The organism is Salegentibacter sp. Hel_I_6, assembly GCF_000745315.1.
In the GTDB taxonomy this organism is placed as follows: Bacteria; Bacteroidota; Bacteroidia; order Flavobacteriales; family Flavobacteriaceae; genus Salegentibacter.
In genome coordinates this window covers 1,630,468-1,656,589 of the sequence record NZ_JQNQ01000001.1, presented here as the reverse complement: position 1 = coordinate 1,656,589, position 26,122 = coordinate 1,630,468, and the positions used below count along the sequence as shown (strand labels likewise).

The window sequence follows — 26,122 nt, the reverse complement described above, 5'->3', positions numbered from 1 at the left end:
TAATTGGCTTTAATACTCTGTTTAGAAACAGCAACTACAAACTGCTCCTTAGCACTCTCAAAAGACGGGACTCTTTTAGCTTTAAAAGAAGATAAAAGCAATAACTATTCTCACGCTGAAAAGTTACATGTGTTTATAGATGAAGTCTTGAAGGAAAATGATTTAAGTGTAGCAGATCTTGATGCGATTGCCGTAAGTAAAGGTCCGGGGTCCTATACAGGTTTGAGAATTGGGGTTTCTACGGCCAAGGGTCTATGTTTTTCATTAGATATTCCCTTGATTTCTATTGCTACTTTAACCGCTCTAAGCGCGCAGGTGAAATCTGAAAAAGGATTTGTAATCCCCATGTTAGATGCACGTAGAATGGAAGTTTATTCAGCAGTTTTTGATGCAGAATTAAAAATTAGGGAAACTAAAGCTGAAGTTTTAGACGAAAATTCCTTTCTTGATTATCTGGAAAAAGCTAAAACTATTTTTATAGGAAATGGAGTGGAAAAATTTCAGGAAATATGTACACATCCAAACGCTGAGTTTATGGTAGATAAGTTACCCTCTGCAAAAGAAATGTGCAGTTTAGCAGAAGCTAAATACAAAATAAGCGACACCGAAGATGTCGCTTATTTTGAACCTTATTACTTAAAAGATTTTATCGCCGGTTAATCGGCCGTGTCTTTATTGTTATTATTTTTTGATCGCTTCTCTATAGTTCCGTTCATCTTGGTTTGATCGTAAAGATAAACATCACGTTGAGGATAAGGAATAGTCATACCGGCTTCTTCCAGTCTTATTTTTCCTTCCTCGATCATAAACCAGTGTAGATCCCAGAATTTACTGTTTTCAGCAAAATATCTTACCGAGAAGTTTACAGAATCTGCTCCCAGTTCAGACACAATAATTTGCGGTGCAGGATCTTTTAGCACATTTTCCTGTTCTTCTACAAGATTTCTAAGTACTTCTTTAGCTTTTTTCAAATCGTCATCATAAGAAATTCCAAAACTTAGATTTTCTTTTCTTGTACCGTTGAAGCTGTAATTTATAATATTGTCGTTACTTAATTCCCCATTTGGAATTACTGCACGTTGATTCCCGAATGTGTCTAATTTTGTATAAAATAAAGAGATCTCTACCACACTACCTGAAACGCCCTGAACTTCTATCCAATCTCCTACTTTAAAGGGTTTTAATATGATTAAAATTACACCACCGGCCAAATTTGAGAGTGATCCCTGCATGGCAAGACCAATAGCAAGACCTGCAGCACCAATTGCGGCTACAAGTGAAGCACTCTGCACGCCAAGTTGTGTAATAAAAAGAACAAATAAGATTATTTTAAGGCCCCACTTTAGTGCATTTAAAGTGAAAATTTCTAACGTTTTATCGTAATCTTTCTTTTTGAATAATTTTTCTACATATTTTACTATTAAACCAATTACCCAAAGCCCAATAAAAAGAAGCGCAAGCGCTCCCAATAAAGTAGGTAAATAGTCTATAAACTTTTCAGCATATTCTTTGGCGATGGCGCCCCAATCGTTTAATTTATCCATATTTCGATTATTTTAGAAAGCAAATTGACTATAAATATTTTATTTATAATAAATTTTCCTGTTTAATTTTTGTTAAAAATGTTTTATTTTTTGAATAGATTCTTCTACAGAATTTAGGGGAAGTTCACATTTTCCGTTATTGCAAATATAAATTAGATCGCTATTTTCTTTAAACCTATTCTTTAATATTGAAATTTCTGACTGCTCTGTACTACCCGCAAAAATGGTATGAGGTAAATATTCCTGTTGTAATTTTTTCTGAATAGCATGTGCATCTTCCCCCATAATGGCTATTTCATAAAAAGTATTGGTGAAATTAAGCATGAGGTCCAGCCAATTGGCATAAGATTGTGGTTGTGTTTTAATTTGTTTCTGCACCGTTTTAAGCATAGTTTCAGCTAAATCAGAATACTTCAAATTTCCTTTTATTTTTGAGAGTTTAAAAAGATTTTTAGCCATTACAGAATTTGAAGCCGGGATTACATTATCATTCAGTTCGTAATTTCTTGTGATTAAAGCCTTATCTTTTGATGAGGTGAAATAAAATAATCCGGTTTTTTGATCCTGAAAATCTTCCAGGCAAACCTCAATTAATTTCTCGGCAAGCTCCAGCCATTTTTCTTCAAAAGTGGCTTCATATAAATTAAGAAACGCTTCAGTGCAAAAAACATAATCTTCTAAATAAGCATTTATAGTACTTTTTCCATTTTTGAAATTATGCCAAAGACGATCATCTTTTTTAAGCTGATTCTTCTGTAGAAATTCAGCATTTTTTAGTGCTTTTTCTAAGAATTCTGGCTCGCCGAAAGTTTTATAGGCTTCTACATACCCGTTTAGCATTAATGCGTTCCAGGAGGTTAAACTTTTATCGTCTAATCCTGGTTTTATTCGTTTTTCTCTTTCCTTTTTTAATAATTTTAACCAATCCTCTTTTTTTGACTTTAATTCGCTAAGATGAAGCTTAAATTCTTCAGCAATTGTTTCATCGCTTTTAGACCGGATAAGAACATAGTTTTCTTCCTCCCATTTTCCGAAGGAATTTATATTATAATAAGCTTCAAAAATTTGAAAATCTGCTTCTAGCAATTTCTGTAAAGTTTCTTTTTTCCAAACATAATAAGCGCCTTCTGTTTTATTTCCATTTGCATCTTCACTATCGGCATCCAGGGCAGAGTAAAAAACTCCAGTATTATCGGTAAGTTCCTCTTTTACAAAATCTAATGTTTTATAAACAACTTCCTTGTACCAGTTATCTTTGGTGTAGGCGAAGGCTTTACTATAAAGGCTAACCATTTGCGCGTTATCATAAAGCATTTTTTCAAAGTGAGGTACGTGCCAGCGCTCATCTACCGAATAACGCGAAAATCCGCCACCTATATGATCAAAAACACCACCATAAGAGACTTTATTGAGGCTATGAATAGTGTGATCCTTTAATTCTTTATCGTTTAGCTGAATCGCCGCCCTGAATAAAAAATTTTGATTGACCGGAAGCATAAATTTTGGGGCTCCACGTGAACCTCCATTTTTCTTATCGAATCCTTTTTTCCACTTTTCAAGATTTTCAGTTAAAAAATCAGAATTGAAAATCGTTACCTCTTTTGGAGGATCAATAAGTTGTAATTTTTGCAGGCCATCTTCCAGCCTGGAAGCATATTCTTTCATTTTTTCGGGCTTGGTTTTATATAGTCCCGAAAGTTGTTTTAAGGCATCTTTCCATTGCTCTTTTCTAAAATAGGTGCCACCCCAAACCGGCCTACCATCAGGAAGAGCAACAATATTCATGGGCCATCCCCCGGCACCCGTCATTACCTGAACAGCATTCATGTAAACCTGGTCAATATCGGGCCTTTCTTCCCGGTCAACTTTAATATTTATAAAATTTTCATTCATTATTTGCGCCACAGCTTCGTCTTCGAAACTTTCGTGTTCCATTACATGACACCAGTGGCATGCGGAATATCCCACACTAATGAGTAGTAGTTTGTCTTGTGTTTTTGCCTCTTCGAGACTTTTATCATTCCATGCCTTCCAGTTTACAGGATTGTGTGCGTGTTGTAAAAGATATGGGCTGGTTTCGTTTATTAAGCTGTTTGAGAATTTTGGTGATGACATCTTAGTGTTTTTAAATGAAAAACGCCCCCTGAAATTCCAGGGAGCGTCACTATTTTCTATAAATTAATGCTAACTGACTTCAAAAGTGATTTTTACATTTACTCTAAATTCGGTAATGTTCTCTCCATTTACAATTGCACTTTGTTCTTTTACGTAAACCGATTTTATGTTCTTTACGGTTTTGGCTGCGTGTTTTACAGCTTTTTTAGTGGCATCTTCCCAGCCTTCGGTAGAATTAGCTAAAACTTCAATAACTTTAATAATAGACATAATTAATGGTTTTATTGGTTGGTAATCAGTGAACTGTCTTAAAGATACAAAATAATCGCACTTATCTCTTCGAATTAAAGTTTTAATAACTTTCGAAATCGTCTTTTTAGAAATATTTAATTGAATTTTGCCGGTTAAAAGGATCTCATTTCCATGCAGGATGTATATCTAATTATTTTAGGTCTTTTATTTGTTCTAGCCATTACCGATCTGGTGGTTGGGGTAAGTAACGATGCTATAAATTTCCTGAATTCTGCTGTGGGCTCCAAAGCCGTTTCCTTGCGATCTATACTTATTATCGCCAGCCTGGGAGTTGCGGTAGGAGCTATATTTTCCAGTGGTTTAATGGAAGTCGCTAGGAAAGGGATATTTCTTCCGCAAGAGTTTTACTTTGAAGAGATCATGGTCATATTCATGGCCGTTATGCTTACCGATGTTTTGCTTTTAGACTTCTTTAATTCCATGGGCTTACCAACATCTACTACAGTTTCCATTATGTTCGAATTGTTGGGAGCAGCTGTAAGTGTAGCTTTAATTAAAATTTTTAGCACCACGAATGATATTTCACAACTGGTTGAATTTATAAATGTTGAAAAAGCTTCTGAAGTTATTATTGGTATTTTACTGGCCATTGTTATCGCTTTTATTACCGGGGCGATAGTCCAGTATTTTTCTCGTTTGGTGTTATCTTTTAAATATGAAAAAAAGCTAAAATATAGTGGAGCTATTTTTGGTGGGGTCTCGCTTGCTGCAATCTTTTATTTTATCCTTATTAAGGGGTTAAATAGTATGGCTTTTGTATCAGATCATTTTGTAGAAGATGTAAATAATAATCGCTTACAGATAATTATTTTTAGCCTGCTTGGTTTTACTATTCTTTCTAAAGTATTAATAAGTTTCTTTAGGGTTAATATTCTCAAAATTATTGTAATCGTTGGTACGTTCGCCCTGGCTCTTGCTTTTGCAGGTAACGATTTGGTAAATTTTATTGGCGTACCAATCGCGGCCTGGCAATCTTATGAAATTTGGGCTGCATCTGGTTTGGCGCCTTCAGAATTGCTTATGAGTGACCTGGCCGGAAGTGTGCCTACACCAGAGATTATTTTAATTTTTGCCGGGGGGGTTATGGTATTGACTATTTGGTTCTCTGGTAAAGCAAAAGCGGTTGTAGATACTGGGGTGAAATTGTCCAGGCAAAATGAAGGTTCTGAACGATTTGGAGCCAATTATTTATCACGAACCATTGTTAGATATTCAATAATGTTTGGTACTGCGGTTTCAGAGACAGTACCTAAAAAGCTCAGAAAGAGAATAAACCAACAGTTTGAAGTTCCTAAAACTAAAACCCAGGTAAGAGAAATTGCACCACCGGCTTTTGATCTTGTAAGAGCTTCTGTAAATCTAGTGGTGGCCAGTATTCTAATTTCTATGGGTACAAATTTGCAACTTCCGCTATCTACCACATACGTTACTTTTATGGTGGCTATGGGAACTTCCCTGGCAGATAGGGCCTGGAACCAGGAAAGTGCAGTTTACCGGGTTGCAGGAGTGCTAAATGTTATTGGAGGTTGGTTTGTTACTGCCCTTGTAGCTTTTTTGGGAGCAGCGGTTTTTGCGGTAATAATTTATTATGGCGGGTTGATCGCAATCGCTGTTTTGGTTTGTATTACCGCCTTTTTTATTATTAGAAACACCCTTTCCCACGCTAAAAAATCTAAAGCCGATAAACGCCAGAAGCGATATAAACGTACCGATATCATTACGATTAATGAAATTACAGCTGAAAGCTCAGTAAATATTTCCCAGGTGATTTCCGGGATCAGCAGGCGTTATACTAAAACCGTTGATAATTTAGGCTATCACGACTTAGGAAAACTTAAGAAAAACAATAAAAGAGTTGGGGACCTTGAAAAAGAGGTAGACGATCTAAAGGGAAATATATTTTATTTTATAAAATCTTTAGATGAAGATTCAGTAGAGGCGAGTCGTTTCTATATTCATTTGCTTGATTACTTGCAGGAAATGGTGAATTCTACTCGATACATTACAAGAAATTCTTTTGAACACGTAAATAATAACCATAAGAACCTGAAATTCAATCAAATTCGGGATTTGAAGAGAATAGACAAGAAACTTCAGGAGTTATTTGCAGAAATAAAATATACTTTCGATGAGCATGATTTCGAGCGTTTAGACAATATTCTTGCTGAAAAGCAACAGCTGCTCGATATGGTTTCAGAAATGATAGAAAAGCAAATTAAACGCATAAGGACTTCAGAAAGTAGCCCGAAAAACACCAAGCTCTATTTTGGGCTTTTACTGGAATCTAAAGACCTTATTTCGTCTACGCTTAATCTTATTGAGTTATTTAGGGAATTTTATGTGGAAGCTAAAACAACGCTTTAGCATTTATCCATTTACCGCTTCTACATAATCTACTTTGCCGCGCAGCATATCTCTTAACATCGTTTCAATTCCGCTTTTAAGCGTCATGGTAGAAGAAGGACAACCACTACAAGCTCCCTGTAGAATTACTTTTACGGTTTTACTTTCAGAATTATAAGAATCAAAAAGAATATTACCGCCATCACTGGCTACAGCAGGCTTGATATATTCATCTAAAATAGCAATTACCTGTTTTGAAGTATCATCAAGATCTTTAATCTCCTGACTTACTTCTGGATTTGCAGGATGACTCGCTGATTCAGTTTGCTGAGGCGCTGAAGTTTCAGCTTTTAAAACCTCTTTTCCGTCCTGTAGGTAATTGGTGATGAATTCCCTTAATTCTAAGGTGATTTCTTCCCATTCGGCCACGTCATATTTATGGATAGACACGTAATTAGAATCTATAAAAACGGCTTTTACAAATGGGAAATGAAAAAGTTGCTGCGCAAGCGGCGCGTCTTTAGCGTCATCTATATTCTTGAATTCAGCCGTTTTTAACACCAATTTTTTATTGGCAACAAACTTCATTACTCCCGGGTTCGGTGTGCTTTCAGCATAAACAGTAACCGGTACAGCTTTAGATGATGTATCAGTTTCATCTTTTATTACGATGCCATCTTTATTTAAAAAGTCTTCAATTTGAGCGGCAACTTCTTCCTGAACATCATTCCATTCAACAATGTCGTATTTTTCTATCGCGATAAAATTTTGCGCGATATAAACTGTTTTTACAAATGGCAAATAAAATAACTGCTGAGCCAGGGGAGATTTCGAGGCTTCATCTATATTATTGAATTCGTAATTTTCGTGGCGGGTTAAAAATTTGTTGGTTTCAAATTTTATGATTCCCGGTTTATTTGTTGCTTGTATATTTATGGTGAAATTGCTCATATCAATTTTTTTGCAAAAGTACTAAAGAAAACTTAGTTAATCTATATCTTTACTTTTCTTATGGGGATTCGAACTTTATTTATGGAAAATTTTAATTGGTATTTTATAAAACGGCGAATTTCTATTGCTTTCCTTTTTATCTATTTTTTCTTCTTATCTGGATCTTCTTTAAAAGCCCAGGAGGTGATTCCTGTATATTCAGATTATTTAACCGATAATCTTTATCTTATTCATCCTTCTATGGCCGGTGCGGTGAATAGAAATCAAATTAGACTTACTGCAAGACAGCAATGGTTCGACGTAGATAACGCTCCCAGCTTACAGACACTGGCAGTAAATGGTAGAATAGGAGATAAGCTTGGCGTTGGAGGGGTGGTTTTTAACGACCAAAATGGGAATTTCTCGAAAATTGGCGCTTATGGAACTGTCGCTTATCATTTGCTTTTTTCCAGAAATAAATTTCTAAATCAGCTTTCTTTTGGAATTAGCGCGGGGATTATTCAGCATAGGTTGGACCAAAGTGGATTTACGGAATTTGATCCTATAGTAAATGGGAACAATGTATCTGATATGTTTGGAAATATGGATATAGGTATGTCTTATTATTATCTCGATTTTTATGCTCATTTTGCAGCTAAGAATATGATTTCCGTAAGCCGGGAGCTTTTTTATTCTGATGCCGTGCCAAGCAATCAACGTAAATATTTATTCTCTACAGGTTATGTTTTTGATAGTAATTCTGACTGGAGTTATGAGCCTTCAATTTTATATCAACTACGGGAGGCCACTAATGAAATGAATATAGATTTAAATATGAAAGTTTACCGGGAGGTTGATTTTGGGCAATTATGGGGCGGACTTTCTTATCGTAATAGTTTTGAAGGCGCTGAATATACTGCTGAAGGGGAAGCAATTCAGAGTCAGCAACTGCGGTATATTACTCCATTTGTTGGTTTAGATTACAAGAATTTTATATTTGGCTATACTTTTAGCTACCAATTAAACTCTGTGGTTTTGAGTAATAATGGCTTCCATCAAATCACTATTGGATATAATTTTGGAAAAAGTAGATGGCAATGGGATAAAAATGTCCCGGCAGTTAATTAAAAATCCAGGTAAGATACTTTATAGCCATGCTGTTCGGCCTCGGTTAAATTCCCTAAAACTTGAGGATTTGTATTGCTAAAAAACTCTGGGAGTGGTTTCTGGGCTAATGCTTCCTGCACTAATAGATTGTTTTCCTTAAGTATAGATTTGGTTTGTTTAGCGACTGCTTCTCCTGAATCTATAATTATTACTTCCTTTGGTAGTAGTTCTTTTAGAATAGGGATGAGGTAAGGGTAGTGGCTGCAGCCTAAAACCAGGTAATCTATCTTATTCACAAAAAAGGGTTCCAGTAATTTTAGAAGATGACTTCTCATTTGAGGAGAATCTAAATCGCCTGATTCTATAAGTTCTACCAGGCCGCGACCTTCTACTTCAACTACATTTATATTCCTGGCATAAAAATCTGAAGTTTGAGAAAAAAGGGTGCTGGTTAAAGTTCCGCGTGTAGCAAGAATACCTATAGTTTTTGTTTTAGTATTTAGAGCCGCCGGTTTAATTGCGGGTTCTATACCTATGAATGGAATTGCATATTCATTCCGGAGATCTTTAATGGCATTGGTAGTTGCGGTATTGCAGGCAACCACAATAATTTTTGCGCCCATATCGAGCAATTTCTCAGTATTTTTCCTGCTCAAATTTTTAATTGTTTCAATGGGCTTTTCACCGTATGGTGCATTTTTACTATCGGCGAGGTAGATGGTTTTTTCATTTGGAAGTAATTCGTGAATCTCTCTCCATATAGAAGTTCCTCCTACGCCAGAATCAAAAATGCCTATTGGATTGGTGTTGCTCATTAGTACAAAAATAAAAACTGCGCCGAAAAGGGGCGCAGCTTTTAATCTTTATTTGTGTATTGGGCTAAATTACATTCCCAATTCGGCTTTTACATCAGCCATAAGATCTTTACCATCAGCAAGAATTACTCCAGTTCCTGTAGTAGAATCAAGTACATAATCAAATCCTTGTGCTCTAGCTACTTTTTGGATAGCTTCACGAGCTTTTTCAATTACAGGTCTAATAAGGTCGTTTTCTTTTTTCTGAAGTTCCTGACGCGCTCTTTGGCTGTGCTCCTGGATTCTTCTTTCGGTAGCTTGAAGCTCACTTGCTCTTTTCGCATTTTCTTCCTCTGTTACTGTTTCTGCTTCAGATTGGTAACGTTGCATAGTGTTTTGAGCTTCCGTTAGCATATCCTTAATTTCAGCATCATAAGTTTTCTCAAGCTTTTCAAGTTGCGACATTGCATCCTTATAAGCCGGCATAGTTTCTACAAGTTCCTGGGTTGCAACATGCGCAACCTTGGTTTGTGCGTTTGTAAATGCAGTAGCTCCTATTGTTAATGCAAGGGCTATAAAAAGTGTTCTGAATTGTTTCATTTTAATTGATATTAATTGTTAAGTATTAAGGTTTAAAATTATTTAGTTTATTGTGTCTTTTGTTGCACGGGCTGCTTGAATAGAATCTCTTTTCTCCTGTCTTTCTTTTAGAATTCTTTCTCTACGCTCTTCAAAAGCTTTTTGCCTTGCATCTTTTATAGAATCCTGTTTTCTTCTTCTTTCTTCTATTAAAGCTTCCCGATCACTTTTTCGCTCTTCAATAGCCTGTTCCCGGTCAGTTATTTCTTTATCCTCTTCAAGAGTTCTAGCTTCTGCTCTTTCAAGTTCTCTTTCTTCCTGCTTTGTTGTAATTTGCTTACGGTTAGAAGCTCTATTGATACTTCTTAAAACCTGGTCGCTTAAATCAAACCGCTTTTTTGCAAATAACATACCCGATTCAGCATTTCTATCAAAAATATAATCGAAATCTCTGGTTTCACCAATTTCCTGTAAGGCGGTAAAAACCTGATCCTGGATTGGCTTGATTAATTGCCTCTTTTGAATCATATAATCACCTTTCGGGCCAAACCGCTTTTGTTCATAATTTGTAGCCTGTTCTTGCTGGTATGCAATCTCCTCTTCCCGCTCTTCAATAAGCTCTGGGGTAAGTAGCGCACGTTCATTTTGAAGGCTAACTTTCATTTCACCAATCTCTCTTCTTTTCTGCTCGATTTCATTTCGCCATTCTTCTACTCGTTGATCTAATTGAGTGGAAGCTTGCTGGTATTCAGGAACATTTTCAAGGATATACTCCATATCCACAAAGCCTATATTTATTGGTTTTTGAGCTGAAGCTCCAATGCCAATCAATATTAAAAGTGTGAATAAAAATGTTCTTTTAAGCATACTTAAATCGATTATAGAAAATATCGTGCCAAATTAAAATTGTTGCCCGATTATGAAATGCGTTTCCCAACCATTAGCTCCTTGTTGACCACCAATGGAATCAAATCCATAACCAAAGTCTATACCAAGTAGACCGAAGGCTGGCATAAAGATTCTTAAACCTGCACCGGCAGATCTATTAACCTGGAATGGGTTGAAATCCCTAAAGTTGTCATAAGATGCCCCAGCTTCTAAGAAAGTAAGTGCGTAAATAGAGGCTGAAGGTTTTAAGGTTATAGGATATCTAAGTTCTAATGAATATTTATTGTAAATAGTAGCTCCATCATCATTAACACCTGCGGGACGATCTAAAGGTACTACAGATTGGTTTGGATAACCTCTTAACTGAACAGTTTCTCTACCATCTAAACTAAACGCTCCAAGGCCATCACCTCCAAGAAAGAATCTTTCAAAGGGTGGTACCCCACGATCGTTATTGTAGGCTCCAAGAAAACCATACTCGGCATTGGTTCTTAAGACTAGTTTATCATAGATTTGAGTGAACCATTCTCCGCTAAATTTAACTTTATAGAATTCTAACCAATTAAATTTCTTTTGGTCTATTAAACGTTGATCACCCACCGCATTGTCTGGAGTTACCCTATCACCCTGTCGGTTAATAAGATTTCCGTTTTCATCTTCAAGTTGATATTCCCTTTGTTCGGCTAAATTGCCATAATCTACACCATTCCATAAAGAATAAGGAGGAGTGAATTTAGCAGTTAGTTTAAATTTAGAACCTCCCATTGGGAAAATTGGGTTAACATAAGTGTTATCTCTTGTAAGCCCAAAGGTATAAGTGAAATTATTCGAGTGACCATCTCCAAAGGTAAATAGCCCGGTATTGTAGTTATTAAGGTTGTAACGTTGGAAACCTACCGAGTGGGATACCGTCATATAAGGATCTGGCACAGTTAAACGTTTTGCTAAACCAACATTAACTCCTAGAATATCAAAACTTCTACTTCTATCTGCCTGCCTGTTTATATAATCAAATAAAAACTGTCTGGTGTATGAAAAAGAAGTTTGAAGGCTTACTGGTTTTTTACCACCTAACCATGGTTCCTGAAAAGAAAGGCTATACGTTTGGTAAAATGTACTTGCTTGTGCTCTAAGGGAAAGAGTTTGCCCGTCTCCCATAGGTACTGGTTGATAGGCTTCTTTATCAAAAATACCTGATAAAGAGAAATTATTGAAAGAAAGTCCCAGCGTCCCGATGAAACCACCGCCACCATATCCACCTTGCAGTTCTATTTGGCTAGCTCCTGCTTCTACTACAGAATATTCAAGGTCCAGAGTACCGGCTTGTGGATCTGGATCTACAAATTTTGGTTCAAGTTGCTCAGCATCAAAGAAACCAAGTTGACCAAGTTCTCTTACCGTATTTACAACATCTTCCTGGCTATATTTTTGTCCCGGTTTTGTTCTTAGTTCACGATATATTACGTGGTCTTTTGTTTTATCATTTCCGGTTACTGAAATATTATTGAAGTAGGCTTCTTTTCCTTCTATAATTCTAATCTCGAAGTCTATAGTATCATTATAAACATTGGTTTCAACAAGATTTATGGTTGAAAATAAGTAACCATTGTTTTTATAGAGATTAGAAAGATCTTCTCCATCTGGTTTGGTTTGATCTGCAATTCTTTCGTCTAAAAGAACTCCGTTATAAATATCACCTTTATTAATACCTAACGCACGTTGAAGTTGAGCATCGCTATACACAGAATTTCCAAGGAAATTTATATTACCTATATAATATTGATCTCCTTCCTCTATTTTTAGATTTAAGGCTATGGTCTTATCATCAATTTCTACTAGAGAATCTGTAACAATTCTGGCATCACGATAACCGCTTTCCTTGTATTTGTCTATTAAATTCTCTTTGTCTTCCTGGTAATCGGCTCTTACGAATTTTGATCTTTTCCAGAAACGCACAAAATTTTTCTGCTTTGTATTCTTTAAAGCTCTTCTAAGTCTCCAATCAGAAAACTTTTCATTGCCAGAAAAGTTTATATCTGCAACTTTTACTCGATCACCCTGGTCTATATCAATTAGCATATTAACCAGGTTCTTGTTTTCAGTAGTATCGGTAACCTCGCTGGTGCTTATTTTTGCTTTTGCATTAAAATAACCTTCTTTACGATATTTGCTTTCAATATGATTTTTAGTGGTAGTGATAAGGTTTTCAGAAACTTTAGCTCCAGTTCTTAGTTTGTTTTCCTTGATGATTTCTTCATTCTCTCGCTTTTTAAGTCCGGTAACCTGTACTTTATTAAGTTTTGGAACTTCCTGAATCTCAATTTCCAGATCAGCCACATTACCATCTCTTATCTGGGTGATATAAAAATTGATATCGCTAAATTGATCAATATCCCATAGTTTATTGATCACGCTACTAATTTTGTCGCCTGGAATATAAATTTCCTCACCTTTTTTTAGGCCGGTGTAAGCAATAACGGTTTGCTCATTGAAGCTAATGGTACCGGTAACTTTTATATCTCCAATTATATATTTTTTTCCATCGGCTAATGGTAAGCCTTGAGCCTGTGAAGAAATGCTGAAAATTAAACTACATGCTACTGCTAAGAGGGTAAGTACTTTCTTCGTCATGAATGCGCTAACTGAGTTGCTCACTGGTTTTTCCAAATCGTCGTTCTCTATTTTGATAATTGTAAATGGCTTCAAAAAGATTTTCTTTTCTAAAATCTGGCCACAAAATTTTTGTAAAATATAATTCGGCATAAGCAATTTGCCATAACAGGAAGTTGCTTATGCGTTGTTCTCCACTGGTTCTAATTAATAAATCCACCTCCGGAAAATTTCGGGTGTAAAGATGCTGATTTATAACCGATTCATCAATAGCATCAGCGGTTATTTCGTTATTTTTAACTTTCAGACTAATTTCTTTTATTACCGAGGTTAATTCTTCCCGTGAACCGTAGCTTAGTGCAAGATTAAGCACCATACGGTCGTTAGCTTTAGTTTTCTCGATAACTTCGTGAAGTTCTCTAAATACTTTTTTAGGCAGAGTTTTTAAATTACCAATAGCATTTAGCCTAATATTATTGTCTTGTAGGGTTTTAATTTCCTTTTTCAAGGAGGAAACCAGTAGCCGCATTAAAGTGTCTACTTCCAATTTTGGACGGTTCCAATTCTCTGTAGAAAAAGCATAGAGGGTTAAATATTCTATACCAATTTCAGCAGAGGCTTCTACAACATCGCGTACGGCGGCTGTGCCTTCTTCGTGACCTGCAGCCCTCAAAAAACCCTTTTGACGAGCCCATCGGCCATTACCATCCATAATTATGGCAATGTGCTTAGGTAATTTTTTAAGATCTATGTTGTCTTTATAATTCATTTTAAAATCTGCTGTAGCAAGGTTCTCTACCCCAGGAAAATGTGAAATTCACTCCTGTAAAAACATACCAGTCATTGGTATTTCTATTTCCAAATTCCCTTTGGGGCATTCTATTTCCAAAAACTTCTTCAGGCCAGCTTCCGTCTAAATTATCTGTAAATGTATAACGCACGCCAACTTCAAGGGCTCCCACAATATGACGGGTAATACTTTCTTTGTAACCAAAAACTACCGGAATAGCAAAATCCCAGTTAGCACCTTGATTTTGTAGATTTCCGTCAGGGAAATCAGCGTCTAAAACAATATGATCTGCTCTAAAATATGTAATTCCTGTATAAAGATAGGGTGTACTTTGTGGATGACCTTCATGAAGATCAAAACTCCAAAAATTATATTCTATACCTAGAGAAGCTTCTGCAATAGTATTGCTAAATGAATATCCACGATTAATTCTACGAGCATCGTTAGAATTCGCATCGTCGGCATTTATTTCAGCATATAAAAGCGAAAATCTAAAAGCGTGACGGGGGCTTCGATTCCATTTAAGAAGTGCGCCTCCTACCAAACCGCTAGGAAGCACGAAATTGGTTCGTCCCACATCTCCAATGTAATTAGCTCCACCAATATATGGTCCTACTTCAAATGTTTGGGATTGAATTTTTGGAGCAAAAACAAGCATAATAACAAAAACTAATAGGTACCTCATAGGCTTTCAAAAGTTTGCAAATATAACAATTATGTTTGCTCTACAATAATTTGAGCAAGTTTGTACATTCTTAAAACAGTTTTTAAAATCTTTTATTGTTTAATTGCGCTTATCTTCTCCCCACATCAGCTTTTTACGTAGGGTTTGAAGAAAACTATCGCCTTTAAGTTCAACAAGATTTATAGCGTAGGGTGCTTTTTCAATTATAATTTCGGTATCATTTTCCAGGGTGGCAATACGAGAATCCATAGAAACCAAGTGAGATTCTTCCCGGCCTGAAACCCGAAGTGTTATTTTAGTATCGTCTTTAATTACTAAAGGCCGTGCGTTTAAATTATGCGGCGCTATTGGAGTAATAATAAGGGAGCCAGCATCTGGCGTAATCACGGGGCCACCGCAACTAAGGGAATATCCTGTAGAGCCGGTTGGCGTAGATACAATTAAACCATCTGCCCAATAAGAATTTAAATATTGGTCGTTAAGCCAGGTATCTACGGTAATCATAGATGTGGTGTTTTTACGGCTTACGGCAATTTCGTTTAGCGCGATATTTTTAAAAACAGGATCGTGGTTGGAAGGGTTGGTGCTAATATTTAATACACTGCGCGAAGAAATGCTGTAATTTTTTTCCAATATGGTTTTGAGACTTTTTTTAATTTCTTCTTTCTGAATTGTGGCAAGGAAACCCAATCTCCCGGTGTTGATTCCAACAATGGGAATATCTAAATTCCTGATGTAATTTATAGACTTTAAAATAGTACCATCACCACCAATACAAAAAAAGAGGTCGAAACTATTATCTAATTCTTCAAACGTGCTGAAATGGGAATAATTCTCTTCTATGGTCTTATTTAGATGAATTAACTCCAGGAAATTCTTTTCAATAATCACATTAATTTTTTCACGCTTCAGTAATTCCAGAAGCTGCGCTATATAAGTGCCGGCATTTGTGTGGTAAAATTGGCCATAGATGCCTACTTTCATTAGTTTATAGTTTTTAGATCCCAATAGTTTTTTGCAAGCTACTATTTAACAACCTGTAATCTGGCAATTTTTTCAGCATTCTGCTGGGTTCATATATTCATATATTTGTCTAGGTACTTAGAGCGATCTCTAAGATTTTTATTGAAATTGTCTTCCCGGTGTTCTGAAATAATTTTATAACCATACCTGCGGAAAGACTGAATAATTTCATTGATTCCAGAAGGACTTAATTTTACGGTGATTTGAGCCACATCGTTTTCAATTTTCGATATAAAACACCCTAAGATATTTACGTTATTAGATTCTATGATCTGGATGATTTCACTAAATGAAAAGTCTTTTATTCCTTTTTGAATAACTATAATATTTCCGGCTTCACTTAAAAATGGAGTTTCATTAAAAATCGCTATAATTTCATTCAGTTCAACATAACCTAAATAATGATTTTCTTCATCTAAAACCGGTAGAATATTAGTGTTGTTCTGTGCAAATCTTTCTAAAATATCCAGCCAAAAATCGGTATCTCTCACAAAAAAACCTTCTAAAGCATATTGGTAGTCTTCCAGAGTTTTTTCGACTTCAAAGCAACGAATATCATTTTCTGAAATACAACCCATATAGATTCCGTTGTTTTGTACCGGTAAATGCGAATAGGTTAGCTGATTGAACAAGTCCTGTACTTCCCCAATTTTTTCAGAAAAATGCCTAATGGAAACATCGTTAATAATAAAATCATCCATCTCCATGATGTCGCTTTCTTTTTATGCAAATTAATTAAAATAAAATTCATTAGGGCATTTACAAGTTTGTATTTTTGTTAAACAAAAGCCTAGAAAATGACGAAATTAAGTGTAAATATTAATAAAATTGCCACTTTGAGAAATGCCCGTGGAGGTAATATTCCTAATGTGGTAGAAGCTGCAAAGAAAATAGAATCTTTTGGTGGGCAGGGGATCACCGTGCATCCAAGACCAGATGAGCGTCATATTACTTACCAGGATATTAGAGATCTCTCGAATATTGTTACTACAGAGTTTAATATTGAAGGAAATCCGGTTGCGAAATTTTTAAATTTGGTAATGGAAGCCGGGCCTGCACAGGTTACTTTAGTGCCAGATGCAGAAGATGCAATCACCTCAAATGCCGGTTGGGACACAATTAAACATAAAAAATTCCTTCAGGAAGTGATTCAGGAGTTTAAAAATAATGGTATTAGAACTTCCATTTTTGTAGATCCAGATGAGAAAATGATCAATGGAGCCGCAGAAACCGGAACCGACCGAATTGAATTATACACTGAAGATTTCGCGGTTAGCTATGCTAAAGGAGATAAAACTGGAATAGAACCTTATAAAAGAGGTGCGACTTTGGCTCACGAGCTTGGCCTGGGAATTAATGCAGGTCACGATCTTTCTTTAGATAATATCAAGTACTTTAAAGATAATATACCGCATTTAGATGAGGTTTCTATTGGTCACGCACTAATTGCTGAAGCTTTGTATCTTGGCCTGGAAACTACTATTAAAAGATATCTGGACCAACTTAAATAATTCAAGTTTAAAACACCAACTATAATGAAATTAAATTCCATAATAATAGGAGAGGGTGCACCGCTCTTAATTCTCCACGGCTTTTTAGGAATGAGCGATAACTGGAAAACTATTGGTAATAAACTTGCTGAAGAAAAAGATTTCCAGGTGCATTTAATAGACCAAAGAAATCATGGGAAAAGTCCGCATACAGATAATCATAGCTATGAACTAATGGCTGAAGATTTGAAAGAATACTGTGAGCAGCATTCCTTGGAAAAAATTCTTTTAATGGGGCATTCTATGGGCGGCAAAACAGCAATGTTAACGGCAGCAAAGTATCCAGATCTTATAGATAAGCTAATTGTGGTAGATATAGCTCCAAAATATTATGAACCACATCATCAGCAAATTTTAGATGGATTAACTGCACTGCAAGAAGCCGAGCTGGAATCTCGTCAGGAAGCCGATAAATTACTATCCGAATTTATTTCAGAAAAGCCGGTTAGACTTTTTCTTCTTAAAAACCTTAATCGTACCTCTAAAGGTGATTATCGCTTAAAAGTAAACCTGGAGACTTTAAAAGATAATATTGAAGAAGTGGGAAGGGCTCTTCCGCAAGATAAAACTTTTAGCGGGGCTACGCTTTTTATAAAAGGCGCTAATTCAAATTATATAAAAGAAAACGATAAGCCGAAAATTAAAGAGCAATTCCCAAAAGTAGAATTCAAAGAAATTGCAAATGCAGGACATTGGGTTCACGCTGAGAAAATGAACGATTTCTATAAAACAGTAGTTAACTTTCTTTAAAATCCTTCTAAATTTATTATGTGCGCATAATAAATAATGCAATTTTGTTGAGTAATATGTAATTTATGCTAAATTTGAAAGCAACAAATTATTAGAATACAATAAAATCCAATTCAATTATGAAAAAATTACTTTTCCTGGGCCTTTTCGGTCTAATGGCTGCGGTAACTTATGCAGGTGGGTATAGGGTGAGTCTTCAGGGGCAGAGATCGCTTGCTATGGGTCACACAGGTGTAGCAGTGGTTAACAATGCTGAACTTGCCTTTTTCAACCCTGCAGGGCTTGTTTATCTTGAAAATAAGATGAATTTCGCTGCCGGTGCAAGTGCGGTATTTTCTAACGTAAAATATCAAAATTCAGAATTCGGTCTTAGTTCTGAGACCAATAGTAACGTAGGAACTCCATTCTATGCCTACGGTTCTTATCGTGTAAACGACTGGTTAACTTTAGGTTTGGCGGCTTACACGCCCTACGGGAGTAGTGTAGAATGGCCAACAGATTGGGCTGGTTCTCACCTGGTGAATAATATAGATCTTCAGGCTATTTACGTTCAGGCTTTAGCTTCTGTGAAAATTTCAGAAAAATTAAGTGTTGGTGGTGGTCCCATTTATGTAAGTGGTTCTGTTAACTTTAATCGCAACTTAAACCGTACTTTAACCGATATTGATGGAAATAGATCAAATGTAACTGTAGACGCCAGCGGTGTGAGTGCTTTTGGATACTCTGCAAGTGCAATGTTCAATGCTACAGAAGATTTGCGTTTTGGTATAAATTACCGAAGTGAAATTATGGTAGATGCTGAAGATGGTGATGCTACTTTTCAAAATGTTCCAAACTCACCATTAACTCCTTTCCAAAACACGCAATTTGATGCTTCTTTACCATTGCCGGCAGAGCTTTCAGTAGGGGTTTCTTATCAATTACTGGATAAATGGCTTTTTGCATTTGATTACAATATGACATATTGGGATGTATATGAGTCTTTAGATATAAATTTTGCAAATGCAACCCCAGATTCTAATAATCCAAGAAATTATAAAAATTCTGCTTCTTACAGGTTTGGTTTGCAATATTTGGCTAACGAAACCATAACACTAAGGGTTGGGTATTACTTTGACGAATCTCCCGTGCAATCAGGTTATTTTGCTCCTGAAACACCAAGAAACGATGCTCATGGATTTACCGGAGGACTTTCTTTCAATGTTAACGATAGGTTCTCAATAGACGCTGCCTTCCTTTATAACAGGTATGAGGAAATCGATGAATCTTACGATTTTTATACTGAAAATGGAGAGAGTGTGCCATTTGAAGGAACTTATAAAACTTCAGCATTTATTCCAGGACTTGGGATTACCTATAAATTATAAAATTTAGAAGATGAAACAGTATTTTAAATATATTGCAATATTATCGCTGGGAATAGTTTCCTGCGAGCCAGAATTTGATAACCCGGTAGATGAGCCGGGAGCCTATAGCAATGGCGAAGCCGATTTTTCAACATACGTAGCTCTTGGTAATTCCCTTACTGCAGGTTATGCTGATAATGCACTTTATATTACAGGCCAGGAAACTTCTTATCCAAATATAGTTGCACAACAATTCGCAAAAACTCAGGATACCGAAGAGTTTACGATTCCTTATATGAGTGATAATGCCGGTGGACTTTTATTAGGTGGAAATCAAATTACTTCTAACCGTTTGGTATTGGCTGTAGGGGCGAATGGTGATCCTTCGCCACAAGTTTATACAGGGATGCAGGCTACAACTGAGGTTGGGAATGTGCAACAAGGGCCATTCAATAATATGGGGGTTCCGGGAGCTAAATCTTATCATTTAGCTGCACCTGGTTATGGAAATATTCAGGGGGTTGCCGTTGGAACTGCAAATCCTTATTTTGCCCGTTTCGCATCTGCTCCAAACGCTTCAGTTTTGGAAGACGCACTCGCGCAAGATCCAACGTTCTTTTCCTTATGGATTGGGAATAACGATGTGTTAGGTTATGCAACTTCTGGAGGAACCGGTGTAGATCAAACTAACAATACCGATCCTACAACTTATGGAGAAAATGATATTACAGATCCTAATGTTTTTGCTAGCGTGTACAGTCAAATGGTGCAAAGTTTAGCTGCAAATGCAAGTGGAGGAGTGCTTATAAATATTCCAGATGTAGCTTCTGTTCCGTTTTTCACCACGGTTTCTTCAAATCCAATTCCATTAGATGCAGCAACTGCTGGAGCGCTAAATCAGCAGTTTTCAGCTTATAATACCCAGGTTCTTCCAGGTTTGGTTCAGGCTGGATTTATTACTGCAGAAGAAGCTCAGTCAAGACAAATCAATTTTGCTGAAGGTCAAAATTATGTAACTCTTCAAGATGAATCTTTAACAAATATTAGCCAGGCTATTCAGGGCGCTCCATTTAACCTTGATCCTCAAACAGCAGGTTTATTAAGTCAGTTAAGACAGGCTACGCCTACAGATCTTATTCCTTTAACCAGTGCAGGATTTCTTGGTACTACCGTAGGGGATAATCCAAATATGGTAAATGGAGTTTCTGTTCCTTTAGGAGATGAGCACGTATTAACCAATGCAGAACAACAATTAGTTAGAAATGCTACTACGAGATATAACCAGGTTATTTCTGGATTAGCCCAGGCTAACGGTCTTGCACTTGTAGATGCAAATGCCATGCTAAACCAATTAGCAGAAGGCGGGATTTCTTTTGATGGTGGCACTGTGACTTCGCAATTTGCAACTGGAGGTGCTTTCTCTTTAGATGGTGTTCATCTTACGCCACGTGGTTATGCTATAGTTGCAAACCAAATGATTGAAGAAATTAACGCAACATATAATTCAGAGGTGCCTAAAGTAAACGTGGGTACTTATAATACGGTAACTGCAAACAACGACGTTCAGTAAATTGAATACAGTTTATTGCTAAAAAATGAAACGCCGGGATTTTCCCGGCGTTTTTTGTATTTTTCAGAAATTAACCAATCTAAATATTATGAATTTTATACTAAGAATATTGCTTACCGCGCTGGCCGTTGTGATTCTGGCTAAATTTTTACCCGGTGTAGAAGTTGAAGGATACCTAACTGCTATTATCGTAGCTGTTGTTCTTGCAATTCTTAACTTAATTGTTAAGCCTATTTTGGTGCTTTTTACCTTGCCAGTTACTATTTTAACCCTGGGCTTGTTTTTATTAGTGATTAACGCCATAATTATCTTACTGGCAGATGCATTTGTATCTGGTTTTGGGGTTAGTGGCTTTTTTATCGCCTTGCTTTTTAGTTTGCTTTTGTCCCTCTTTCAATCTCTCTTATTTTCTTTATTGGGAAAAGATTAGGAACTATGCTGGAATTCAATAAATTGAAACTTTGTTGGCTTAGGAAAAAAGTGTAATTTTGCACACCAATTTTTATAACAAGTCAAGATGAATATTACCAGAGAGAATATTGATGAATTGAATGCGGTGGTAAAAGTAGATATCGCCAAAGAAGACTATGCCGGTAAAGTTGATAAAATCCTTAAAGATTACCGTAAAAACGCCAATATTCCTGGCTTTAGAAAAGGTCACGTACCTATGGGAATGGTGAAAAAACAATACGGTCAGGCTGTTTTGGTAGATGAAGTAAACAAACTTTTACAGGATTCCTTAAATAAATACCTTACCGAAGAAAAACTTGATGTTCTTGGAAATCCTATTCCTAAGGAACAGGAAAACTTCGATTGGAACAAAGAAGAATATACTTTTGAGTTCGAACTTGGTTTAGCTCCAGATTTTGAGGTAAAACTTGAGCTTGAGAAGCCGGTAACCCATTATAATATTGTTGCAGACGAGAAAATGGTGAATAACCAAATTGAATCTATGCGCAAGCAATATGGGAAAATCACTTCTAAAGATGAAGCTGAAGAAGGAGATATCGTTGCCGGAACTTTCAAAAATGAAGAAGAAGGAATTGAAAAGAGCACTTCAGTTGAATTAGAGAAAATCAAGGGAAAACGAAATCTAAATAAATTTGTTGGAGCTAAAGTTGGAGATGTGATCACATTAAAGACCAAAAGTCTTTTTGAAGATGATCATGATCTTGTTCAGCATTTAGATGTAGAGCACGATAAAGCCCACGATCTTGATATTGAAGTTGAGTTTACGGTAAATGAAATTAGTCATAGAGAACTTGCTGAACTTAACCAGGAGTTATTTGATAAGCTTTTTGGTGAAGGAAAGGTGACTAGTGAAGACGAGCTTAAAGAAAAGATAAAGGAAGATGCAGCAAAGCAATTTAAGCAGCAGAGCGATCAGCAGTTAATGAACGATGTGACCAAGCAACTTATTGAGCAAACTAAATTTGAACTTCCTAAAGAATTTCTTCAAAAGTGGATTCAGACAGTTGGTGAAAAACCAATGACCGAAGAAGAAGCCAAAGAAGAATATGAAAAGAGTGAAGAAGGTTTACGTTACCAATTGATTGAAGGTAAAATAGTAAACGAAAATAATCTTACTGTAGAGTTTGAAGATCTTAAAACTTTTGCGAAAGAAAAGATCAAAGAACAAATGGCACAGTTTGGCCAAATGAATCCTGGAGATAAAGAACTTGACGATATTGCGGCAAGAATTCTTTCTAATCAGGACGAAGTAAAAAGAATGTCAGAGCAATTAATGAATGAGAAATTGCTTGGTTTTTACAAAGAAAAAATGTCTTTTGAAGAAAAAGAAGTGACTTACGACGAATTTGTGAAAGAGATTTACGAGTAAGCTTTTTCTATAAATTTATACTTATATTTAAGGCGTTAAACCATTCGGGTTAACGCCTTTTCACTTGAAAGGCAGCTAAGAGAAAAAGCTTAAAAACAGAAAAATTGATGGATTACGGAAAAGAATTTGAAAAATACGCCACTAAACATCACGGTATAAATAGTAATTATTACCAAAAGATAGTGAGCAGCGTGACTCCTACAGGGATGACTCCTAATATTATTGAAGAGCGACAAATGAATGCAGTTGCTATGGATGTTTTTTCCAGATTAATGATGGATAGAATTATCTTTATGGGTACCGCAATAAACGATCAGGTTGCTAATATTATCCAGGCACAAATGTTATTTTTAGAAAGTACAGATGCTTCTAAAGATATTCAAATCTATATTAACTCTCCGGGAGGTAGCGTTTATGCAGGTTTGGGGATTTATGATACCATGCAGTTTATTAAACCAGATGTGGCCACAATTTGTACAGGAATGGCAGCCTCAATGGGCGCAGTGTTGCTTTGTGCTGGTGAAAAAGGAAAAAGAAGTGGTTTACCGCATTCCAGAGTAATGATTCACCAACCTCTTGGAGGTGCGCAGGGACAGGCCAGTGATATAGAAATTACTGCGAGAGAGATCTTAACCCTTAAAAAGGAATTATACGAGATCATCGCTAAACATTCTGGACAGAGCTACGAGAAAATTGAAGAAGATAGTGATCGTGATTACTGGATGAAGGCTGATAAAGCTAAAGAGTATGGTATGATCGATGAGATTTTAACAAGAGAAGGATAGAAATTAATTTTCAGTTTATTATTTTATTTACTGAAAGTTGAAAAATGACGAAATGGCGAAAGAAGAATTAGAATGTTCGTTTTGCGGTAGAAAGAAACCCGAAACCAACTTGCTTATAGCAGGGCTGGACGCTCATATATGTGATAAATGTATAGAGCAGGCGCACGGCATTGTTCTGGAAGAGCTTAAACAGGGAGAAGCCAAGGAATTGTCTTCAGATCTTATGTTGAGCAAACCAAAAGTGATCAAAGAATTTTTAGATCAATACGTAATTGGCCAGGAAGCGACCAAGAAAGTGATGTCTGTAGCCGTTTATAACCACTATAAAAGGTTGTTACAGCCGGCAAGCGATGATGATGTTGAAATTCAAAAATCAAATATTATCATGGTTGGGGAAACCGGTACGGGTAAAACCCTTATCGCGAAAACCATCGCAAAAATGCTTAATGTTCCTTTAGCTATTGTAGATGCTACGGTACTTACAGAGGCTGGTTACGTGGGTGAAGATGTTGAAGGTATTTTAACGAGATTGCTTCAGGCAGCCGATTATAATGTTGAAAAAGCACAACGTGGAATTGTATTTATTGATGAAATAGATAAAATTGCTCGTAAAAGTGATAATCCTTCCATTACACGTGATGTTTCAGGGGAGGGAGTTCAGCAAGCTTTACTAAAATTACTGGAGGGGACTACGGTTAACGTTCCGCCAAAAGGAGGTCGTAAACACCCCGATCAGAAATTTGTTGAGGTAGATACTGAAAATATTCTTTTCATTGCGGGAGGTGCCTTTGATGGTATTGAACGAAACATCAGTAAGAGGCTGAATATGCAGGCAGTTGGTTTCAGCGCTTCAAAAAGCGATGACAGTATAGAGAGAACCAACTTGCTGAAATATATTATTCCGAAGGATTTGAAAGATTTCGGACTTATTCCTGAAATTATAGGAAGATTACCGGCGCTAACTTATATGAATCCGTTGGATCAGAGCACATTGCGTTCTATTTTAACCGAACCAAAAAATGCCATCGTAAAGCAATATCAAAAATTGTTTGAAATGGACGATATTGAGTTTGAGATGAGCGATGATGCCCTGGATTATATAGTTGAAAAAGCTGTAGAATATAAGCTTGGAGCTCGTGGTTTAAGATCGCTTTGCGAGGCGATTTTAACAGATGCCATGTTTGAAATGCCAGAAAGCGGCCATAGCAAATTAAAGGTAACACGTGCTTATGCAGAAGAGAAATTGAACAAGTCTACTATAAATAAACTTAAGGCAGTTTCTTAAACTCAGTTGTAAGATTATTTCATTAAAAAAGCCGCGGAAATTTAAATTTTCTGGGGCTTTTTTATTTAGTAATAATTCAGAGTTCGAAATATTTTTAATCTAATAGTTCGTAGTGAATAGGTTTAAAGCTACCATTGTTACTATCTTCGGCAGAACAGGCGGTAAGAGCCACAATTAAGTCCATTTTGGCTTCAAATAATACATAATCGCCGGCTTTGCTTAAAGGCGGATCTACACTTAATTTTCCTTTTTTATCAAACTGAACGTTCATAAAAATATTGAAAGCCGTGGGAATGTCGTCTGGCTGAATTTCGAATTTTTCCAGACTGGTATATAAGTTTTCGAAGCAACTGGGGTGGTATCCATCATAATCATACATCACTTCAAATGTTTCCGGACTGCAGGGTGCTAATAAGAAATCATTTCTTCCATTGGTATCTTCCAGGATTTCCATCATTTTGTGGCTGCGATTGCTCCAAAGAAAATTCCCAGTACTTATTAAAATAGACTCTTCAAAATCCATTGTCTTACCGGAAGATAATTTTTCTCGTCGGTCTTTTGCATTAAATAAAACCATATCGCTAACCTGTTCGCCTTTGGGATCTATCACCTTCAGTTTCTGGCCTTTTTTTAATTTAAAGGCGGCTCCAGATTGTTTTTTAATCACTTGCATTTATGCTCTTGTTTAATGTTTTCGCTTAACGCGGAATTATTTTGTTGTTTTTCTAAATGAGAGGTTACTGATTTAATATCCTCTTTATCATAACCCTGATGCAATTTAGCAATGCCCTGAATTTTCTCTACTTCACACCAAAATCCCGTTATCAACGGTAAATGATCTTCCCGCATTTTTTTTGGGATATCTTTATAATACAAAGGATTTTTCTGGGGTTTTTCAAAAGTGGCTACGAGTTCTTTTAAGGAATCTTCAAGTTCCTCGCGTGATTGTAATTTCAATTTTACATTCACATGTACTGCTGAATAATCCCAGGTACTAATATCTTTCTCTTTGTACCAGGAAGAAGAAACATAGCCGTGTGCACCCTGAAATATCAGTAAAGCTTCTACGCCATCTTTTAGAAATTTAAACTGCTCATTATGGTTTGCAATGTGGGAGAAAAGAATAAAATCTTTAGCTGTTCCCTTAGTTAAAACCGGTATGTGAGTTGCTAAAATTCGATCGCCGGTTAATATAAAAGTTGCAAAAGGATGATGCTTTATAAATTCAAAAAGGAATTTAGGATCATCCTTTTTATATTTCTTTGGCTGGTACATA

Annotated in this window: 25 protein-coding genes; 11 read left to right on the top strand and 14 right to left on the bottom strand. The window is 36.2% G+C overall.

The features are described 5' to 3' along the window. The first annotated feature begins 3 nt into the window (after positions 1-3). Entirely contained in the window at positions 4-660 is a 657-nt protein-coding gene (gene tsaB, locus FG27_RS07275; protein ID WP_037317432.1) for a tRNA (adenosine(37)-N6)-threonylcarbamoyltransferase complex dimerization subunit type 1 TsaB, read from the top strand. On the opposite strand, the gene FG27_RS07270 is transcribed toward tsaB, so the two are convergent. The 3 genes from FG27_RS07270 to FG27_RS07260 all read right to left on the bottom strand — a co-directional run bounded on the left by FG27_RS07270 (position 657) and on the right by FG27_RS07260 (position 3,929). Beyond that, positions 657-1,544, bottom strand: coding sequence for a mechanosensitive ion channel family protein (locus tag FG27_RS07270; RefSeq protein WP_037317429.1), 888 nt, complete (start codon positions 1,542-1,544; stop codon positions 657-659). The two genes, tsaB and FG27_RS07270, sit on opposite strands and share 4 nt — an antisense overlap. 72 nt (positions 1,545-1,616) lie before the next feature. Then, a complete protein-coding gene (locus tag FG27_RS07265; RefSeq protein ID WP_037317426.1) occupies positions 1,617-3,659 on the bottom strand; it encodes a thioredoxin domain-containing protein in 2,043 nt (680 codons plus the stop codon). A 69-nt stretch (positions 3,660-3,728) separates the two neighbouring features. Next, positions 3,729-3,929: a dodecin family protein gene (locus tag FG27_RS07260; protein WP_037317423.1), complete on the bottom strand. Its 201-nt coding sequence runs from the start codon at positions 3,927-3,929 to the stop codon at positions 3,729-3,731. Positions 3,930-4,082: 153 nt separating this feature from the next. Between FG27_RS07260 and FG27_RS07255 the strand changes: the two genes are divergently transcribed. Then, on the top strand, positions 4,083-6,335 hold the full coding sequence (locus FG27_RS07255) for an inorganic phosphate transporter (RefSeq protein ID WP_037317420.1): 2,253 nt from the start codon (positions 4,083-4,085) through the stop codon (positions 6,333-6,335). 3 nt (positions 6,336-6,338) lie between these two features. Here FG27_RS07255 and FG27_RS07250 read toward each other — a convergent pair whose 3' ends face one another. Further along, positions 6,339-7,265, bottom strand: coding sequence for a NifU family protein (locus tag FG27_RS07250; protein ID WP_037317417.1), 927 nt, complete (start codon positions 7,263-7,265; stop codon positions 6,339-6,341). A gap of 81 nt (positions 7,266-7,346) precedes the next feature. Between FG27_RS07250 and FG27_RS07245 the strand changes: the two genes are divergently transcribed. Beyond that, the gene (locus FG27_RS07245) at positions 7,347-8,372 is read left to right on the top strand and encodes a type IX secretion system membrane protein PorP/SprF (RefSeq protein WP_156101214.1); all 1,026 of its coding nucleotides are present in this window, start codon (positions 7,347-7,349) and stop codon (positions 8,370-8,372) included. Here FG27_RS07245 and murI read toward each other — a convergent pair. From murI to FG27_RS07205, 8 genes are all read right to left on the bottom strand, one after another. After that, entirely contained in the window at positions 8,369-9,166 is a 798-nt protein-coding gene (murI, locus tag FG27_RS07240) for a glutamate racemase (protein WP_037317414.1), read from the bottom strand. The two genes, FG27_RS07245 and murI, sit on opposite strands and share 4 nt — an antisense overlap. 69 nt (positions 9,167-9,235) lie before the next feature. After that, on the bottom strand, positions 9,236-9,745 hold the full coding sequence (locus FG27_RS07235) for an OmpH family outer membrane protein (RefSeq protein ID WP_037317411.1): 510 nt from the start codon (positions 9,743-9,745) through the stop codon (positions 9,236-9,238). Positions 9,746-9,787: 42 nt separating this feature from the next. Continuing rightward, positions 9,788-10,591, bottom strand: coding sequence for an OmpH family outer membrane protein (locus tag FG27_RS07230; protein ID WP_037317408.1), 804 nt, complete (start codon positions 10,589-10,591; stop codon positions 9,788-9,790). 33 nt (positions 10,592-10,624) lie between these two features. Further along, complete coding sequence (locus tag FG27_RS07225; RefSeq protein ID WP_197051673.1) at positions 10,625-13,243, bottom strand: outer membrane protein assembly factor; 2,619 nt, start codon at positions 13,241-13,243, stop codon at positions 10,625-10,627. A 7-nt stretch (positions 13,244-13,250) separates the two neighbouring features. After that, positions 13,251-13,991: an isoprenyl transferase gene (locus FG27_RS07220; protein ID WP_037317402.1), complete on the bottom strand. Its 741-nt coding sequence runs from the start codon at positions 13,989-13,991 to the stop codon at positions 13,251-13,253. 1 nt (position 13,992) lies between these two features. Then, positions 13,993-14,697 (bottom strand): DUF6089 family protein, encoded by a 705-nt coding sequence (locus FG27_RS07215; protein ID WP_037317399.1) that lies wholly within the window; start codon positions 14,695-14,697, stop codon positions 13,993-13,995. A 99-nt stretch (positions 14,698-14,796) separates the two neighbouring features. After that, positions 14,797-15,681, bottom strand: coding sequence for an NAD kinase (locus tag FG27_RS07210; protein WP_037317396.1), 885 nt, complete (start codon positions 15,679-15,681; stop codon positions 14,797-14,799). Positions 15,682-15,770: 89 nt separating this feature from the next. Then, complete coding sequence (locus FG27_RS07205; protein WP_037317393.1) at positions 15,771-16,427, bottom strand: CBS domain-containing protein; 657 nt, start codon at positions 16,425-16,427, stop codon at positions 15,771-15,773. Between the two features lie 90 nt (positions 16,428-16,517). Here FG27_RS07205 and FG27_RS07200 point away from each other — a divergent pair, with 90 nt between their 5' ends. From FG27_RS07200 to clpX, 8 genes are all read left to right on the top strand, one after another. Continuing rightward, positions 16,518-17,231 (top strand): pyridoxine 5'-phosphate synthase, encoded by a 714-nt coding sequence (locus FG27_RS07200; protein WP_037317390.1) that lies wholly within the window; start codon positions 16,518-16,520, stop codon positions 17,229-17,231. Positions 17,232-17,255: 24 nt separating this feature from the next. Beyond that, complete coding sequence (locus tag FG27_RS07195) at positions 17,256-18,020, top strand: alpha/beta fold hydrolase (protein WP_037317387.1); 765 nt, start codon at positions 17,256-17,258, stop codon at positions 18,018-18,020. 119 nt (positions 18,021-18,139) lie between these two features. Then, positions 18,140-19,387, top strand: a complete 1,248-nt coding sequence (locus FG27_RS07190; RefSeq protein WP_037317384.1) for an OmpP1/FadL family transporter — start codon at positions 18,140-18,142, stop codon at positions 19,385-19,387. A gap of 10 nt (positions 19,388-19,397) precedes the next feature. After that, positions 19,398-20,936: an SGNH/GDSL hydrolase family protein gene (locus tag FG27_RS07185; protein ID WP_037317381.1), complete on the top strand. Its 1,539-nt coding sequence runs from the start codon at positions 19,398-19,400 to the stop codon at positions 20,934-20,936. Between the two features lie 88 nt (positions 20,937-21,024). Beyond that, positions 21,025-21,366, top strand: coding sequence for a phage holin family protein (locus FG27_RS07180; protein ID WP_037322029.1), 342 nt, complete (start codon positions 21,025-21,027; stop codon positions 21,364-21,366). 87 nt (positions 21,367-21,453) lie between these two features. Beyond that, positions 21,454-22,776, top strand: coding sequence for a trigger factor (gene tig, locus FG27_RS07175; RefSeq protein WP_037317378.1), 1,323 nt, complete (start codon positions 21,454-21,456; stop codon positions 22,774-22,776). Positions 22,777-22,883: 107 nt separating this feature from the next. After that, positions 22,884-23,561 carry an ATP-dependent Clp endopeptidase proteolytic subunit ClpP gene (clpP, locus tag FG27_RS07170; RefSeq protein ID WP_037317375.1) on the top strand — a complete coding sequence of 226 codons (678 nt, stop codon included), beginning with the start codon at positions 22,884-22,886 and terminating at the stop codon, positions 23,559-23,561. 52 nt (positions 23,562-23,613) lie between these two features. Then, positions 23,614-24,846, top strand: coding sequence for an ATP-dependent Clp protease ATP-binding subunit ClpX (gene clpX, locus FG27_RS07165; protein ID WP_037322027.1), 1,233 nt, complete (start codon positions 23,614-23,616; stop codon positions 24,844-24,846). Positions 24,847-24,940: 94 nt separating this feature from the next. On the opposite strand, the gene FG27_RS07160 is transcribed toward clpX, so the two are convergent. Both FG27_RS07160 and FG27_RS07155 read right to left on the bottom strand, forming a co-directional pair. Continuing rightward, positions 24,941-25,519, bottom strand: coding sequence for a DUF1989 domain-containing protein (locus FG27_RS07160; protein WP_037317372.1), 579 nt, complete (start codon positions 25,517-25,519; stop codon positions 24,941-24,943). Further along, positions 25,510-26,121 (bottom strand): FMN-binding negative transcriptional regulator, encoded by a 612-nt coding sequence (locus FG27_RS07155; protein WP_037317369.1) that lies wholly within the window; start codon positions 26,119-26,121, stop codon positions 25,510-25,512. The genes FG27_RS07160 and FG27_RS07155 overlap by 10 nt, the downstream gene beginning before the upstream one ends. Between the last annotated feature and the right edge of the window lies 1 nt (position 26,122).